Origin of the sequence: Streptomyces canarius, assembly GCF_014650735.1 — a bacterium.
Lineage (GTDB): Bacteria > Actinomycetota > Actinomycetes > Streptomycetales > Streptomycetaceae > Streptomyces > Streptomyces olivaceoviridis.
Map to the genome: position 1 here is coordinate 19,339 of NZ_BMVN01000010.1, position 13,866 is coordinate 33,204.

Sequence of the window (13,866 nt, forward strand, 5' to 3'; positions counted from 1 at the left end):
GGGTCTCCGGATCAATCACGGTCAATGCGAGTCACCCCAGCCACGGTCTTCTGGCCGACCTCGACAGCGACCTCCACACCCTCGGGCAGGTAGAGGTCGACACGCGAGCCGAAGCGGATCAGACCGATGCGGTCGCCCTGCTCGACCTTCGTGCCCTGGGGGACGTAGGGAACGATGCGGCGGGCCACCGCGCCGGCGATCTGGATCATCTCGATGTCGCCGAGTTCGGTGTCGAAATGCCAGACTACGCGCTCGTTGTTCTCGCTCTCCTTGTTGAAAGCCGGAACAAAGCCGCCGGGGATGTGCTCGACGGACGTCACGGTGCCCGCGAGGGGCGCGCGGTTGACGTGGACGTTGAGCGGGCTCATGAAGATGGCGACGCGGGTACGCCCGTCCTTCCACGGCATGATGCTCTGCACCACACCGTCGGCGGGCGAGATGACCTGGCCCTGGGCGATCTCGCGCTCGGGGTCGCGGAAGAACCACAGCATGCCCGCCGCGAGCGCGGTGGCGGGCACGGCGACGGCCTTGGCGACGCCCGAGCGGCGAGCGCGGGCCAGGCTGAGGGCTGCGGTGGCGACGGTCGGGAGAAGCCACGGCGATGCTCCGCGCGCGAGGCGTACGCCGACTCGGCTGTCGCGAGGTGCAGAGGTTTGGCTGTGGGGCATGGATGACCTTCGTAGCGGATGATGCCGCGCTCTGACGGGGGACGGCGGCTTTCCCGGGATCGTACCGGTCGCGGGCCACAACTGGGCAAGCCAGGAAGCCGAGTCGGCGGCTGAAGAGTGTCTACGGGGTGTGATCTTCTTCTCGAAGAAAACACCCCGTACCCGGACAATCAGCCGTGGAATCGATACTCTTCGAGCAGCCTGCGCCCGATGATCATTTTCTGGATCTCGGCGGTACCTTCACCGATGAGCAGCATCGGGGCCTCTCGGTAGAGGCGCTCGATCTCGTACTCCTTGGAGAAGCCGTAGCCGCCGTGGATCCGGAAGGCATCCTCCACGACCTCCTTGCAGTACTCGGAGGCGAGGTACTTCGCCATCCCCGCTTCGAGGTCGTTTCGTTCCCCGGAATCCTTTTTGCGTGCCGCGTTGACCATCATCGCATGCGCGGCCTCGACCTTGGTCGCCATCTCCGCCAGCTTGAACTGGATGGCCTGGTGCTGGGCGATCGGCTTGCCGAACGTGTGCCGCTGCTGGGCGTAGCGGACCCCCAGTTCGAAGGCGCGCTGGGCGACGCCGCAGCCACGCGCCGCCACGTTGACGCGGCCGACCTCGACGCCGTCCATCATTTGGTAAAAACCTCGGCCGGTGACCCCGCCGAGCACCCGATCGGCCGGAACGCGCAGTCCGTCCATGATCAGCTCGGTCGTGTCGACGCCCTTGTAGCCCATCTTGTCGATCTTGCCGGGGATGGTGAGGCCCGGGCGGACCTCGCCGAAGCCCGGCTCCTTCTCGATCAGGAAGGTCGTCATCGACTTGTGCGGCGCCGTGCCCTCGGGGTGTCCTTCGTCACTGCGGACCAGTACGGCCACGAGCGAGGACGTGCCGCCGTTCGTCAGCCACATCTTCTGACCGTTCAGGACGTACTCGTCGCCGTCCTTGACCGCCTTCGACGTGATCGCCGACACGTCGGAGCCCAGTCCGGGCTCCGACATCGAGAAGGCGCCCCGGACGTCGCCGGCCGCCATCCTCGGCAGGAAGTGGTCCTTCTGCTCCTGCGTGCCGTGCTGCTTGAGCATGTACGCGACGATGAAGTGCGTGTTGATGATGCCGGACACCGACATCCAGCCCCGGGCGATCTCCTCCACGCACAGCGCGTAGGTGAGCAGCGACTCGCCCAGGCCGCCGTACTCCTCGGGGATCATCAGGCCGAAGAGGCCGAGCTCCTTCAGGCCGTCCACGATTGCCTGCGGGTACTCGTCGCGGTGCTCCAGCTCGGTCGCGACCGGAATGATCTCTTTGTCGACAAAGTCCCGGACGGTGGAGAGGATCTCCTGCTGGACGTCGGTCAGACCGGCGGTCTGGGCGAGACGGGCCATGGCTACTTCTCCTGCTCCTTGAGCTCGGGGCGGCCCGGCTGCTCGCCGCCGCGCTCCTTGATGTACGTCTCGGTGGGCACCATCACCTTGCGGCGGAAGACGCACACCAGGGTGCCGTCCTGCTTGTAGCCCTTGGTCTCGACGTAGACGATCCCGCGGTCGTTCTTCGACTTCGACGGCCACTTGTCCAGCACGGTCGTCTCGCCGTAGACCGTGTCGCCGTGGAAGGTCGGCGCCACGTGCCTGAGCGACTCGATCTCCAGGTTGGCGATCGCCTTGCCGGAGACGTCCGGGACGGACATGCCGAGCAGGAGGGAGTAGACGTAGTTCCCGACCACCACGTTCTTGCCGAAGTCGGTCGTCTTCTCGGCGTAGTTGGTGTCCATGTGGAGCGGGTGGTGGTTCATGGTGAGGAGACAGAACAGGTGGTCGTCGTACTCCGTGACCGTCTTGCCCGGCCAGTGCTTGTACGTCGCCCCGACCTCGAACTCCTCGTACGTGCGTCCGAACTGCATCGCCGTCACGCCTCCGGGATCTCGAACGTGCTGGTGCGCCGCATGCCGGCGGCGCGGCCCTTGCCGGCGATGACCAGCGCCATCTTGCGGCTGGCCTCGTCGATCATCTCGTCGCCGAGCATCGCGGAGCCCTTCTTGCCACCCGCCTCGGACGTGTAGTAGTCGTACGCGTCGAGGATCAGCTCGGCGTGGTCGTAGTCCTCCTGCGAGGGCGAGAAGACCTCGTTGGCGGCGTCGACCTGACCCGGGTGCAGTACCCACTTGCCGTCGAAGCCCAGCGCGGCGGCGCGGCCGGCGACCTCGCGGAAGCCGTCGACGTTGCGGATCTGGAGGTAGGGGCCGTCGATCGCCTGGAGGTCGTTGGCGCGGGCGGCCATCAGGATCTTCATCAGGATGTAGTGGTAGGCGTCCGCCGGGTAGCCGGGCGGCTGTTCGCCCACGACCAGGGACTTCATGTTGATGGAGGCCATGAAGTCGGCCGGGCCGAAGATGATGGTCTCCACGCGCGGGGAGGCCTGCGCGATCTCGTTGACGTTGTTCAGGCCCTGCGCGTTCTCGATCTGCGCCTCGATGCCGATCCGGCCGACCTCGAAGCCCATCGTCTTCTCGATCTGCGTCAGCAGCAGGTCCAGGGCGACGACCTGCTGGGCGTTCTGCACCTTCGGCAGCATGATGCAGTCCAGGTTCGGGCCCGCGCCCTCCACCACCGTGACGACGTCCCGGTACGTCCATTCGGTCGTCCAGTCGTTGACCCGGACCACGCGCGTCTTGCCCGTCCAGTCGCCCTCGTTGAGGAACTTGACGATGGTGTGCCGCGCCTCGGGCTTGGCGAGCGGCGCGCACGCGTCCTCCAGGTCCAGGAAGACCTGGTCCGCGGGGAGGCCCTGCGCCTTCTCCAGGAAGCGCGGGTTGCTGCCCGGTACGGCCAGGCAGGAGCGCCGCGGGCGAAGGCGGTTGACAGGGGTCGTCATGCGGGGACCTCCAGGGGGTCGAGCTTGTTCGCTGTGCGGATCTCGTCGACGATGCGGCCGATGATCCCGGTGATGTCGAAGTCCTTCGGGGTGAAGACGGCGGCCACTCCCGCCCGCCTCAGCTGCTCGGCGTCACCGCCTGGGATGATGCCACCGGCGACCACCGGTATATCTGTGGCACCGGCCACACGCAGCCGTTGGAGCACATCGGGGACCAGCCGGGCGTGCGAGCCGGACAGGATCGACAGGCCCACGGCGTGCACGTCCTCGGCCAGGGCCGCGTCCACTATCTGCTCGGGCGTCAGCCGGATGCCCTGGTACACCACCTCGAAGCCGGCGTCCCGCGCGCGGACGGCGATCTGCTCGGCGCCGTTGGAGTGCCCGTCCAGGCCCGGCTTGCCGACCAGGAAGCGCAAGCGGGCGACGCCCAGCTCGCGGGCGGTGGCGTCCACCCTGGCGCGGACCTCGGCGAGCGCCGAGCCGGGCTCGGCGGCGACGGCCACCGGCGCGGAGGAGACCCCGGTGGGCGCCCGGTACTCGCCGAACACCTCGCGCAGGGCGCCCGCCCACTCGCCGGTGGTGACCCCGGCGCGGGCGCACTCCAGCGTGGCCTCCATCAGGTTGTCGGTGCCCTTGGCGGCCTCCTTCAGCCGCTCCAGCGCCTTGCAGGGGCGCGGGTGGTTGAAGGGCGGCTGGTAACGGGTGTCCCGCCAGCACCGGAGGGACTCGACGACGCGGGCCTCGACCGCCGGGTCGACCGTCATGATGGCGGTGTCCAGATCGGCCGTGAGCGGGTTGGGCTCGGTGCCCTCGAAGACGTTGACGCCGACGATCTTCTCCTCGCCGGACTCGATCCGGGCCCGGCGCTCGGCGTGTGAGGCGACCAGCTGCGACTTGAGGTAGCCGGACTCCACGGCGGCCAGCGCGCCGCCCATCTCCTGGATGCGGTCGATCTCCGCGAGGGTGTCCTCGACCAACTGGTCCACCTTCGCCTCGACCACCTTCGAGCCCTCGAAGATGTCGTCGTACTCCAGCAGGTCGCTCTCGTAGGCGAGGACCTGCTGGATGCGCAGGCTCCACTGCTGGTCCCAGGGCCGGGGCAGGCCCAGCGCCTCGTTCCAGGCGGGAAGCTGCACGGCACGCGCGCGTGCGTCCTTGGAGAGGGTGACCGCCAGCATCTCCAGCACGATCCGCTGGACGTTGTTCTCCGGCTGCGCCTCGGTCAGGCCGAGCGAGTTGACCTGGACGCCGTACCGGAACCGGCGCTGCCTGGGGTCCTCGATGCCGTACCGCTCGCGGGTGACCTTGTCCCAGATGCGGCCGAACGCGCGCATCTTGCACATCTCCTCGATGAAGCGGACGCCCGCGTTCACGAAGAAGGAGATACGGGCGACCACGTCACCCATGCGCTCCTCGGGTACCTGGCCGGAGTCGCGCACGGCGTCGAGGACGGCGATGGCGGTGGACATCGCGTACGCGATCTCCTGCACCGGCGTGGCCCCGGCCTCTTGCAGGTGGTAACTGCAAATGTTGATCGGGTTCCACTTCGGGATGTGGGAGACCGTGTACGCGATCATGTCCGTCGTCAGGCGGAGCGAGGGTTCCGGCGGGAACACATGGGTGCCCCGGGACAGGTACTCCTTGACGATGTCGTTCTGGGTCGTGCCCTGGAGCTTGGTGATGTCCGCGCCCTGCTCCTCCGCGACGACCTGGTAGAGCGCCAGCAGCCACATGGCGGTGGCGTTGATCGTCATCGAGGTGTTCATCTGCTCCAGGGGGATGTCCTGGAACAGCCGGCGCATGTCACCGAGGTGCGCGACGGGCACGCCCACCCGGCCGACCTCGCCGCGCGCGAGGATGTGGTCGGGGTCGTAGCCGGTCTGTGTCGGCAGGTCGAACGCCACCGACAGACCGGTCTGGCCCTTGGCGAGGTTGCGCCGGTACAGCTCGTTGGACGCCTCCGCCGTGGAGTGACCGGCGTACGTCCGCATCAGCCACGGCCGGTCCCTTTCCTTTTGCGCCTGACGCTCTGTCATCTATGGCCTCCCGGCTCTCAGACGTTCCGGAAGCGGTTGATGGCGTCGATGTGCTTCGCGCGCGTCTCCTGGTCGCGCACGCCCAGGCCCTCCTCGGGGGCGAGGCACAGCACGCCGACCTTGCCCTGGTGCAGGTTGCGGTGGACGTCGTGGGCGGCCTGCCCGGTGTCCTCAAGGGAGTACACCTTCGACAGGGTCGGGTGGATCCTGCCCTTGGCGATGAGGCGGTTGGCCTCCCAGGCCTCGCGGTAGTTCGCGAAGTGCGAGCCGATGATCCGCTTCAGCGACATCCATAGGTAGCGGTTGTCGTACTCGTGCAGGTAGCCCGAGGTCGAGGCGCAGGTGGTGATCGTGCCGCCCTTGCGGGTGACGTAGACGGAGGCGCCGAAGGTCTCGCGGCCGGGGTGCTCGAAGACGATGTCGATGTCCTCGCCGCCGGTCAGTTCGCGGATGCGCTTGCCGAAGCGCTTCCACTCCTTCGGGTCCTGGGTCCGCTCGTCCTTCCAGAACCTGTAGCCCTCGGCGTTGCGGTCGATGATCGCCTCGGCGCCCATGGACCGGCAGATCTCCGCCTTCTGCGGCGAGGACACGACACAGACGGGGTTGGCACCGCCGGCCAGCGCGAACTGGGTGGCGTAGGAGCCGAGACCGCCGCTCGCGCCCCAGATCAGGACGTTGTCGCCCTGCTTCATGCCGGCGCCGTTGCGGGACACCAGCTGCCGGTACGCGGTGGAGTTGACCAGGCCCGGAGCGGCGGCCTCCTCCCAGCTGAGGTGGGCCGGCTTCGGCATCAGCTGGTTGGACTTGACCAGCGCGATCTCGGCGAGGCCGCCGAAGTTGGTCTCGAAGCCCCAGATGCGCTGCTCGGGGTCGAGCATCGTGTCGTTGTGGCCGTCGGAGGACTCCAGCTCGACCGACAGGCAGTGTGCGACGACCTCGTCGCCCGGCTTCCAGGCGTTCACCCCGGGGCCGGTGCGCAGGACGACGCCCGCGAGGTCGGAGCCGATGATGTGGTACGGCAGGTCGTGGCGCTTGGCCAGCTCGTTGGTGCGGCCGTAGCGCTCCAGGAACCCGAACGTGGACAGCGGCTCGAAGATCGAGGTCCACACCGAGTTGTAGTTCACCGAGGAGGCCATGACGGCCACCAGGGCCTCGCCCGGGCCCAGCTCGGGCACGGGCACCTCGTCCAGGTGGATCGACTTGCGCGGGTCCTTGTCGCGCGTTTCCAGACCCGCGAACATCTCCGTCTCGTCCTTGTGGACGGTGATCGCCCGGTACGAGTCGGGGAGCGGCAGGGCGGCGAAGTCGGCGGACGTGGCGTCCTTCGACTGGATCGCGTCCAGGATGTCCTTCACGGTCACGGTGTTGCCTCCGGCGGGTGAGCGCCCTTGAGGGAGGGGCGCCTGAGGGTTCGTCGGTGCTGTCAGTGCTGCTGAGGGTGGTGAGGGTGTGCCGTCGGTTCGGCTCGGTGGTGCTTCGGCAGCGCTTGGTGGCGCGGGAGGTTGCCTGTGACGCAGGCGTCCGGACGCGCAGGTGATGGTCTGCGGGGACAGCCCGGACTCCTTCAACGTATGACACCCCGTGTCACCCCGCAAGGCACTGAGTGCCAGAACTTCCCCTCAAATGAATTCTTTACTTGACAGATGAGCGATGATCGATCGAACGGCTCTCTGTCGGCGGGTCAAAAAGGGCGCTGACGTGCAAAAACGGCCACCCGGTGGGTGGCCGTTGTCACAGCGGGAAAGGTCGGGTCAGCGTTCCTTGAGGGCCTGTTCGATGGTGCGCATGACCTCTTCCAGGGGTGCGTCGGTGCGTGCGACGGTGACCAGCACCTCGCCCTCGACGGAGGCCGCCGCCGAGGCGGAGGCGGCCGACCGGGGCGCCGTGCCGCGCCCGGCCCCGATGCCGGTGCCGAAGGTCTTGCGCACGATGGCGAAGGCGTGGTCCAGCTGGGCCTCCACGTCGCCCTGGCCGCCCGCCCGCAGCCAGCGCCGCAGGACGTGGTTGTGCGCGGTGACCACGGCGGAGGCGGCGACCTCGGCCAGCAGCGGATCGTCGTTGGCGTCGTCCGCGTGCGCGTGCTCGTCGAAATGGCCGAGCAGGTACCGCGTGAACAGGCGCTCGTAGCGGGCCACGGAGGCGATCTCGGCCTCGCGCAGGGTGGGCACCTCACGCGTGAGCTTGTAGCGGGCGACCGAGATGTCCGGCCGCGCCGCGTACATCTTCATGACCTCCTTGATGCCCCGGCACACGGTGTCGAGCGGGTGCTCGTGCGCGGGCGCGGCGTTGAGGACCGCCTCCGCGCGGATCAGCGTGTCGTCGTGGTCCGGGAAGATCGCCTCTTCCTTGGAGCGGAAGTGGCGGAAGAAGGTGCGCCGGGCGACGCCGGCGGCGGCGGCGATCTCGTCGACGGTGGTGGCCTCGTACCCCTTGGTCGCGAACAGCTCCATGGCTGCTGCCGCCAGTTCCCGGCGCATCTTGAGCCGCTGGGCGGCGGCGCGACTGCCTGCGGCACTCTCCGGCGCGTCGGGCGTAGCTGGTGTACGTGAGGACTTGGCGGGCTGGGACATGACCCGAACGTACTGCATGCGCGCAGCCCGATGCGCAGGTCCGGGGTGTCCCCCGCCCCCGGAGGACGGGGGACCGCCGGGCCGGACGGACGGGGGAGGGCCACCCGGGTCGAGCAGCCCGCCCCAGTCCGGCTCCGTCCGTGACCAGTCGCCGACGCCGTCAGCGGCGGGCATACTCGCGGAAGCCGCGGCCGGTCTTGCGGCCGAGGCAGCCCGCGGCCACCAGGTGCTCCAGCAGCGGAGCCGGGGCGAGACCGGGGTCGCGGAACTCGCGGTGCAGCACCTTCTCGATGGCCAGCGAGACGTCCAGCCCGACCACGTCCAGCAGCTCGAAGGGGCCCATCGGGTAGCCGCCGCCCAGCTTCATCGCCGCGTCGATGTCGTCGAGGGACGCGTAGTGCTCCTGCACCATCTTGATCGCGTTGTTGAGGTACGGGAACAGCAGCGCGTTCACGATGAATCCGGCGCGGTCGCCGCAGTCCACCGCGTGCTTCCTGATCTTCGTGCACACCTCGCGCACGGTCGCGTGGACGTCGTCCGCCGTCAGCACCGTCCGCACGACCTCGACCAGCTTCATCGCCGGTGCCGGGTTGAAGAAGTGCATGCCGATCACGTCCTGCGGGCGCGAGGTCGCGCGGGCGCAGGCGACGACGGGCAGCGACGAGGTGGTGGTGGCCAGGACCGCGCCCGGCTTGCACACCTTGTCCAACGTGGCGAACAGCTGCCGCTTGACCTCCAGGTCCTCGGCGATCGCCTCGACCGCCAGATCGACCTCGGCGAAGGCGTCGTAGGAGCCCGCCGGGGTGATCCGGTCCAGGACCCGCGCGGCGGCCTCGGCGGTCAGCCGGCCCTTGTCGACGGAGCGGGAGAGCGACGTGCCGATCCGGGCCTTGGCGGCCTGCGCCTTCTCCTCGCTGCGGGCGGCCAGGACGACGTCGTAGCCGCCCTTGGCGAACACCTCGGCGATGCCGGAGGCCATGGTGCCGGAGCCGGCGACGCCCACCGAGCGCACCTCGCGGCCCGCGACCGGGGAGGTGCCCGCCGCCGGGGTCAGCGCGTCCGGCACGACGGTCCCGCTGCACGGCGCCTCGTAGGTGTAGAAGCCGCGCCCCGACTTGCGGCCGGTCAGGCCCGCCTCGCTGAGCTGCTTGAGGATCGGGGCGGGGGCGTGCAGCCGGTCCCGGGACTCGGCGTACATGGCCTCCAGGACCGTCCGCGCGGTGTCGACGCCGATCAGGTCCAGCAGGGCGAGCGGGCCCATGGGCAGGCCGCAGCCGAGCCGCATGGCCGCGTCGATGTCCTCGCGGGAGGCGTACCTGGCCTCGTACATGGCGGCGGCCTGGTTGAGGTAGCCGAAGAGCAGCCCGTCCGCCACGAAGCCGGGGCGGTCGCCGACCGCGACCGGCTCCTTGCCCAGCTCGATCGCCAGGTCGGTGACGGCCGCCACGGCCTGCGGCGCGGTCAGCACCGAGGAGACGACCTCCACCAGCCGCATCGCCGGCGCCGGGTTGAAGAAGTGCAGGCCGAGCACGCGCTCGGGACGGGCGGAGTCGGCCGCCAGCCGGGTCACCGACAGCGCGTTGGTGCCGGTCGCCAGGATCGTCCCCGGGCGGACGATGCCGTCCAGCTCGCGGAAGATCTGCTGCTTGATCTCGTACGACTCCGGGGCCACCTCGATGACGAGGTCGGCGTCGGCCGCCGCGCCGAGGTCGGTGGCGGTGCGGACCCGGGCCAGGGCCCGGACGCGCTCCTCCTCGGTGAGCCGGCCGCGCGCCACGGCACGGGTGGTGGCGGCCTCCAGGGTGGCGAGCGCCTGCGCGGTGCGCGCCTCGCTGATGTCGATGCCGATCACCTCGCGGCCGGCCTTCGCGAGGACCTCGGCGATGCCGGTGCCCATGGTGCCGAGGCCGACCACGGCGATCGTCTTGAGCGGGGACAGCGGGGACAGGGCTGAGTCGGACAGGGGAGTGGCCATCGCGGGACTCCAGGAATGAGGGTGACGACGAGGAGCGCGCCGGGTGCGCCTCAGGGCGCACCACGGAGCGGGAGGGTGCGGGTGTTGCCGGGCTGCGAGCGCACACGCCCGGGGGCGCCGGTGCCACGGGCGTGCACACGCCCGGGAGCGGCGGACTTCCGACCGGCTCTGTCCCGAAGCCGGGTCGTACCGCGGTACGCACGGCGTACCGAACCGACCTGCTCGCTCGCGACGGCCGCGTCACCAGACCGTCGCCAGCGGAAATGCGCGAGGGTTACTCGCTCGTATGAGCTTAACCGGCGGGTAACGAGCGCGCTAGTCCCCGCGTGCGAACCGACTTTGTGATGTAGCTCCCTCCGCCGCCGCGACCCGCCTACCCTGGACCTCGTGGACGAAGAGTCGCGATCGCTCACGGAACGCTTACGGCAGGAGTCGGGCGGCTCGGCCGCGTTCGAGCACCTGGTGGCCACCGGGGACCAGGACGAACTGGCGGAGGTGCTCACCGCGCCCGGACAGCCGCTCTGGGCCAGGGAGCTGGCCGCGTTCCGCCTCGGCCGGGCCGGCGACCGGCGCGCCTTCGAGTCCCTGGTACTGCTGCTCAACCACCGCGACCCGCCGCGCTGCGCCTCCGCCGCGCACGCCCTCGCCCGGCTCGGCGACCCGCGCACGGCACGGGCCGCCGCGGCCCTCGCCACCAACGAACTCCGCGTCGCCTACGCCCTGCACCCGGTACGGCTCCTGGTCGCCCTGCGCGCCCCGGAGTCCGTGCCCGCGCTGATCACCACGCTGGAGCGGCGGCTGCGCCCGCACGACCCCTACCGCCGGGTGGCCCTCGCCTGCGTGGAGGGCCTGGGCGCGCTCGGCGACGCCCGCGCCCGGCGGGTCCTCACCGAGGCCCTCGCGCACCCCGCGCTCGCCGAGGCCGCGGTGCACGCGCTGGCGCGGATACCGGAGCAGCAGCCGAGCTGACGCCCGGTCAGCCGCCCAGCGCCTTCACGTACCGCACCTCGGGCACCGGCACGCCGCCCACCTCGAAGGGCTCCTCGGCCCCGTCGGGCCGGAACCCGGCGCGCTCGTAGAAGCGGCGGGCGGGCGCGTTCTGCTTGAGGACCCACAGCAGCATGCGCGGGAACGCCCGGCACCGCTCGGCCGACGCGGCGAGCAGCGCCCGCCCGATCCCGCCGCCGAGCCGGGCCGGGTCCACGTAGATCGCGTACAGCTCGGCGTCGCCGGTGCGCGTCCCGCCGTCCCGGTACGGCCCGTGCGCCGCCCACCCGACCACCGTGCCGTCCCGCTCGGCGACCAGGTTCACCACCGAGCCGTTCCCTTCGGCGAACCGGGCCCGCCGCCGCTCGGCGTCCGCGGTGACGCTGAGCCCGTCGAGGTACGGCTGCGGCATGAGCCCCCGGTAGGCGTGCCGCCAGCCACGGATCCGTATCTCGGAGACGCGGTCACAGTCGGCCAGGGTCATCTCCCGGATCGTCAGGGCACTCACGCGGCCACCACCGCGAGAGCCTCGACCTCCAGCAGGAACTCCGGCGCCACCAGCCCGGCCACCCGCACCGCGGAGGAGGCGGGCAGGCGGTCGTCGGGTATGTGGGCGGCGCGGGCCGCGCGGATCGCCGGCATGTGGGCCATGTCCGTGACGAAGTACGTCAGCTTCACCACGTCCTCGAAACGGGCCCCCGCGGCGGCCAGGCAGCGCCGCAGGTTCGCGAACACCTGCCGCGCCTGGGCCGCCGGATCGCCCGGCCCGACCAACTCGCCGTCCTCGTCCAGGGGAAGCTGGCCGGAGACGGCGACGAGGCGGCCGGTCGCGGTCACCACATGGGTGTACTGGGCGGCGGGGAACACCCCGGCCGGCGCGGGAATGCGGATCGGTCCACGACCGGCCCGGGTCGGTTCGCTCATGACCCCATGATGGCCCACCCCACCGAACGGTCCTCCCGGGACGGAGGTCTTCGGCGAACCGCGAGGCTCACGGTTCTCGCCGGATCGTCCCGGAGCCGGGGCCCTGGAGAACGCGTTGCGGCGATACTCGGCCCCATGGGGCCGTGGGATGCCCTCCCATGCCCCCGGGCGTCCTCACATGAGGCTGAGCTGGACCGGCTCCGGCTCCGTGGGGGCCGGTGCCGGCTCGGCCGGGCGGATCCGGCGGGCCAGCCCCGCGCGCGCGGGCCCGATGCCGTACTCCTGCGCCAGCTCGTGCACCTGACGGGTGATCCGCCGCTGGTACCACTTGGGCGCGTAGGCGCCCTCCGCGTACAGCCGTTCGTACCGCCGCACCAGGTGCGGATGGTGCTGTCCGAGCCAGGCCATGAACCACTCCCGGGCGCCGGGGCGCAGATGCAGCACCAGGGGTGTGACGGAGGTGGCCCCGGCCGCCGCGATGGCCCGTACCGTGGCCCGCAGTTGGGCCGGGTGGTCGCTCAGGAACGGGATCACCGGCGCCATCAGCACCCCGCAGCCGACCCCGTGCTCCCCGAAGGCGCGGACGACGTCCAGCCGGCGCTCGGGCGCGGGCGTGCCCGGCTCCACCGTGCGCCACAGCCCGGCGTCCAGGAAGCCGACGGAGACCGAGACGCCCACGTCCGTCACCTCCGCCGCCCGGACCAGCAGGTCCAGGTCGCGCAGGATCAGGGTGCCCTTGGTGAGGATGGAGAACGGGTTCGCGTGATCGGTGAGCGCGGAGATGATGCCCGGCATCAGCCGGTAGCGGCCCTCGGCGCGCTGGTAGCAGTCGACGTTGGTGCCCATCGCCACGTGGTCGCCCCGCCAGCGGGGGGAGCCGAGCTGGCGGCGCAGCACCTCGGGGGCGTTCACCTTGACGACGATCTGGGTGTCGAAGCCGACGCCGGTGTCCAGGTCCAGGTAGCCGTGCGTCTTGCGGGCGAAACAGTAGACGCACGCGTGCGTGCAGCCCCGGTAGGGGTTGACCGTCCATTCGAACGGCATGCGGGAGGCGCCCGGCACCCGGTTCAGCACCGAGCGCGCCCGGACCTCGTGGAAGGTGATGCCTTGGAACTCGGGCGTGTCGAACGTCCTGGTGGTGACGGCGTCCGCGCCGAACAGCGCGGCGTCGGCGGCCCGGCCGTGTTCGCTCTCGTCTGTGAGGTTCTCCCAGCGCATGACGCCTCCTCGCTCGCACTGCCCACAGAATAGAACACATGTTCTCATGATCGTGACCCTCGATTTGGGCGGCCGGGCGCCGGGGTGGTTGGCTTGCGCCAACCCCGAGGAACCAGGTCGTGGAGGAACGCAATGGCGCAGGTCGAGGCCACTACGGAGCGGGTCGTCGCGGCGGACGCGGAGAAGGTGTTCGACGCCCTCGCCGACTACCGCGGCACGCGGCAGAAGCTGCTGCCCGAGCAGTTCAGCGAGTACGAGGTGCGCGAGGGCGGCGACGGCGAGGGCACCCTCGTCCACTGGAAGCTCCAGGCCACCAGCAAGCGGGTGCGCGACTGCCTGCTGGAGGTCAGCGAGCCCACCGACGGCGAGCTGGTCGAGAAGGACCGCAACTCCTCCATGGTCACCACCTGGCGCGTCACCCCCGCCGGTGAGGGCGCGTCGCGCGTGGTCGTCACCACCACCTGGCAGGGCGCCGGCGGCATCGGCGGCTTCTTCGAGAGGACCTTCGCGCCCAAGGGCCTCGGCCGGATCTACGACGCCCTGCTCGCCAGGCTCGCCGCCGAGGTCGAGAAGTAGCCCAAGCGCCCACCGGTGAACGGGGGTTGACCGCCGGTCGGCCCCTTCAC

The 13,866-nt window shown here is 70.4% G+C and carries 13 protein-coding genes; 2 read left to right on the forward strand and 11 right to left on the reverse strand.

All coding sequences use genetic code 11. From position 1 onward, the window contains the following. Positions 1-11: 11 nt before the first annotated feature. From IE294_RS16575 to IE294_RS16610, 8 genes are all read right to left on the reverse strand, one after another. The gene (locus IE294_RS16575; RefSeq protein ID WP_189886742.1) at positions 12-668 is read right to left on the reverse strand and encodes a phosphatidylserine decarboxylase; all 657 of its coding nucleotides are present in this window, start codon (positions 666-668) and stop codon (positions 12-14) included. Positions 669-838: 170 nt separating this feature from the next. Next, entirely contained in the window at positions 839-2,044 is a 1,206-nt protein-coding gene (locus IE294_RS16580; RefSeq protein WP_189886745.1) for an acyl-CoA dehydrogenase family protein, read from the reverse strand. 2 nt (positions 2,045-2,046) lie between these two features. After that, a complete protein-coding gene (locus tag IE294_RS16585; RefSeq protein WP_014675983.1) occupies positions 2,047-2,559 on the reverse strand; it encodes a MaoC family dehydratase in 513 nt (170 codons plus the stop codon). A gap of 5 nt (positions 2,560-2,564) precedes the next feature. After that, positions 2,565-3,530 carry an HpcH/HpaI aldolase/citrate lyase family protein gene (locus tag IE294_RS16590; RefSeq protein ID WP_014675984.1) on the reverse strand — a complete coding sequence of 322 codons (966 nt, stop codon included), beginning with the start codon at positions 3,528-3,530 and terminating at the stop codon, positions 2,565-2,567. Continuing rightward, entirely contained in the window at positions 3,527-5,566 is a 2,040-nt protein-coding gene (locus IE294_RS16595) for an ethylmalonyl-CoA mutase (RefSeq protein WP_189886747.1), read from the reverse strand. The genes IE294_RS16590 and IE294_RS16595 overlap by 4 nt, the downstream gene beginning before the upstream one ends. A gap of 17 nt (positions 5,567-5,583) precedes the next feature. After that, entirely contained in the window at positions 5,584-6,921 is a 1,338-nt protein-coding gene (gene ccrA / locus IE294_RS16600) for a crotonyl-CoA carboxylase/reductase (protein ID WP_189887092.1), read from the reverse strand. A 396-nt stretch (positions 6,922-7,317) separates the two neighbouring features. Beyond that, a complete protein-coding gene (locus IE294_RS16605) occupies positions 7,318-8,136 on the reverse strand; it encodes a TetR family transcriptional regulator (protein ID WP_229917185.1) in 819 nt (272 codons plus the stop codon). Positions 8,137-8,296: 160 nt separating this feature from the next. Beyond that, positions 8,297-10,111 carry a 3-hydroxyacyl-CoA dehydrogenase family protein gene (locus tag IE294_RS16610; RefSeq protein ID WP_189886750.1) on the reverse strand — a complete coding sequence of 605 codons (1,815 nt, stop codon included), beginning with the start codon at positions 10,109-10,111 and terminating at the stop codon, positions 8,297-8,299. Between the two features lie 387 nt (positions 10,112-10,498). On the opposite strand from IE294_RS16610, the gene IE294_RS16615 reads away from it, so the two are divergent. Then, the gene (locus IE294_RS16615) at positions 10,499-11,080 is read left to right on the forward strand and encodes an adenylosuccinate lyase (RefSeq protein WP_189886752.1); all 582 of its coding nucleotides are present in this window, start codon (positions 10,499-10,501) and stop codon (positions 11,078-11,080) included. A gap of 7 nt (positions 11,081-11,087) precedes the next feature. On the opposite strand, the gene IE294_RS16620 is transcribed toward IE294_RS16615, so the two are convergent. The 3 genes from IE294_RS16620 to IE294_RS16630 all read right to left on the reverse strand — a co-directional run bounded on the left by IE294_RS16620 (position 11,088) and on the right by IE294_RS16630 (position 13,240). Beyond that, positions 11,088-11,606 carry a GNAT family N-acetyltransferase gene (locus IE294_RS16620; RefSeq protein WP_229917186.1) on the reverse strand — a complete coding sequence of 173 codons (519 nt, stop codon included), beginning with the start codon at positions 11,604-11,606 and terminating at the stop codon, positions 11,088-11,090. Beyond that, a complete protein-coding gene (locus tag IE294_RS16625; RefSeq protein ID WP_058082693.1) occupies positions 11,603-12,022 on the reverse strand; it encodes a RidA family protein in 420 nt (139 codons plus the stop codon). Before IE294_RS16625 ends, IE294_RS16620 begins: the two co-directional genes overlap by 4 nt. A 174-nt stretch (positions 12,023-12,196) precedes the next feature. Continuing rightward, a complete protein-coding gene (locus tag IE294_RS16630) occupies positions 12,197-13,240 on the reverse strand; it encodes an Rv2578c family radical SAM protein (RefSeq protein ID WP_189886755.1) in 1,044 nt (347 codons plus the stop codon). Between the two features lie 132 nt (positions 13,241-13,372). Between IE294_RS16630 and IE294_RS16635 the strand changes: the two genes are divergently transcribed. Further along, positions 13,373-13,816, forward strand: a complete 444-nt coding sequence (locus IE294_RS16635) for an SRPBCC family protein (protein ID WP_058082695.1) — start codon at positions 13,373-13,375, stop codon at positions 13,814-13,816. Positions 13,817-13,866: the final 50 nt, after the last annotated feature.

Bases quoted from the DNA above. Each gene is read 5' to 3' on its own strand.
- IE294_RS16575 (WP_189886742.1), bottom strand. From the start codon at position 668: ATGCCCCACAGCCAAACCTCTGCACCTCGCGACAGCCGAGTCGGCGTA.
- IE294_RS16580 (WP_189886745.1), bottom strand. From the start codon at position 2,044: ATGGCCCGTCTCGCCCAGACCGCCGGTCTGACCGACGTCCAGCAGGAG.
- IE294_RS16585 (WP_014675983.1), bottom strand. From the start codon at position 2,559: ATGCAGTTCGGACGCACGTACGAGGAGTTCGAGGTCGGGGCGACGTAC.
- IE294_RS16590 (WP_014675984.1), bottom strand. From the start codon at position 3,530: ATGACGACCCCTGTCAACCGCCTTCGCCCGCGGCGCTCCTGCCTGGCC.
- IE294_RS16595 (WP_189886747.1), bottom strand. From the start codon at position 5,566: ATGACAGAGCGTCAGGCGCAAAAGGAAAGGGACCGGCCGTGGCTGATG.
- IE294_RS16605 (WP_229917185.1), bottom strand. From the start codon at position 8,136: ATGTCCCAGCCCGCCAAGTCCTCACGTACACCAGCTACGCCCGACGCG.
- IE294_RS16610 (WP_189886750.1), bottom strand. From the start codon at position 10,111: ATGGCCACTCCCCTGTCCGACTCAGCCCTGTCCCCGCTGTCCCCGCTC.
- IE294_RS16625 (WP_058082693.1), bottom strand. From the start codon at position 12,022: ATGAGCGAACCGACCCGGGCCGGTCGTGGACCGATCCGCATTCCCGCG.
- IE294_RS16630 (WP_189886755.1), bottom strand. From the start codon at position 13,240: ATGCGCTGGGAGAACCTCACAGACGAGAGCGAACACGGCCGGGCCGCC.
- IE294_RS16635 (WP_058082695.1), top strand. From the start codon at position 13,373: ATGGCGCAGGTCGAGGCCACTACGGAGCGGGTCGTCGCGGCGGACGCG.